Source organism: Rheinheimera sp. WS51 (assembly GCF_050936095.1).
Taxonomy (GTDB): Bacteria; Pseudomonadota; Gammaproteobacteria; order Enterobacterales; family Alteromonadaceae; genus Alishewanella.
Map to the genome: position 1 here is coordinate 1 of NZ_JBOTRC010000042.1, position 1,297 is coordinate 1,297.

A 1,297-nucleotide genomic window follows, 5' to 3' on the forward strand; every position below is an offset into this window, starting at 1 on the left:
TGTTCGGGTTTCAAGGGTTTTAGTCAGTAGTTTTGTTCCGGCCTTGCTCGCGTTTCGTATTCTTAGCGGCAGCGCCAAAAGGTTAAGTCCGCCAGTTTGTGGGTTTAGTGCAAACGGTGGTGGCGGTAGCGTTGTTCTTAGTGGCTTCGCTCAACAGTTTTACAGGTTCCGGTTGGCTCGCCGTATCGGAGCTGGCTGGTTTAGTTTTTAAATTTGCACAGTGGTGCATTTGTTCAGCCTCGCCAGTGCGGCAGTGCCGCGCGGGTTTTAATTTAAGCTGCTAACAAGGCGCATCACTCGCGGCCTGCGGCCGCTGGGATGCCAACCGCTACGCGGTCGTCACCCGTGTGCTTAGCGTTAGCCCTCAGGAGGAAAAATGAAAATATCTCTTATGGCAGCTGTTTCCGAGAATGGAGTAATTGGCTCTGGATTGGATATACCTTGGCATGTACAAGGCGAGCAGCTCCTATTCAAAGCCATGACTTACAATCAATGGCTTCTAGTTGGTCGTAAAACCTTCGACTCAATGGGTAAACTTCCGAATAGAAAATATGCAGTGGTTACTCGTTCTAAAATTATCTCGAATGACCCTGATGTTGTGTATTTCGCAAGTGTTGAATCGGCATTAGCTTACCTAAACAATGCGACAGCACATATCTTTGTTTCTGGTGGTGGTGAAATATATAAAGCTTTAATCGATCAAGCAGATGTTATCCATCTTTCAGTGATTCACAAGCATATCTCTGGCGATGTGTTTTTTCCTCCAGTTCCACAGGGCTTCAAGCAAACATTTGAGCAAAGTTTCAGTTCAAATATTGATTACACGTACCAAATTTGGGCAAAGGGCTAACAATCTGTTTAAGAGTGATTCGCAACGCGTGGCATTTTTACTATGCGTTGCGTTTAGTGTTTAAGGTGGTATGCGGAGGCTTCGGTATTGCGTTGCTCACACCTTAACAGGGCGTTAGCAGGCTTTCGGGGTTTTAACGGTTTTCGTCAGTAGTTTTGTTCGGCATTGTTCGCGTTTGGTTTTCTTAGCGGCAGCGCCAAAAGTTTAAGTTCGCCAGTTTGCGGGTTTGCTTTTAACGATGATGGCGGTAGCGTTGTTCTTCTTGGCTTCGCTTAACAGTTTTACAGGTTCCGGTTGGCTCGCTGTGTCGCAGTTAACGGGTTTAGTTTTTAATAAAAAGCAGCTTGCCGTTGTTCGGGTTTGCCAGTGCGGCAAGCCGCGCAAGTTCGGTGTAGGCTGCTAACAAGGCCAGTCAAGCGACGCCAAACAGCGTCGCGCTTGCTGGCA

The 1,297-nt window shown here is 47.3% G+C and carries 2 protein-coding genes; both read left to right on the plus strand.

What is annotated here, in order from left to right:
* Window positions 1–211, plus strand: a 211-nt coding sequence (locus ACRCA4_RS14925) for a hypothetical protein (RefSeq protein WP_433190361.1), incomplete at its 5' end; no start/stop codon positions are given.
* A 165-nt stretch (window positions 212–376) separates the two neighbouring features.
* The gene (dfrA6, locus tag ACRCA4_RS14930; protein ID WP_063844458.1) at window positions 377–850 is read left to right on the plus strand and encodes a trimethoprim-resistant dihydrofolate reductase DfrA6; all 474 of its coding nucleotides are present in this window, start codon (window positions 377–379) and stop codon (window positions 848–850) included.
* The last annotated feature ends 447 nt before the right edge of the window (window positions 851–1,297 follow it).

Coding starts and splice junctions, on each gene's coding strand:
- dfrA6 (WP_063844458.1), top strand. CDS start 377: ATGAAAATATCTCTTATGGCAGCTGTTTCCGAGAATGGAGTAATTGGC.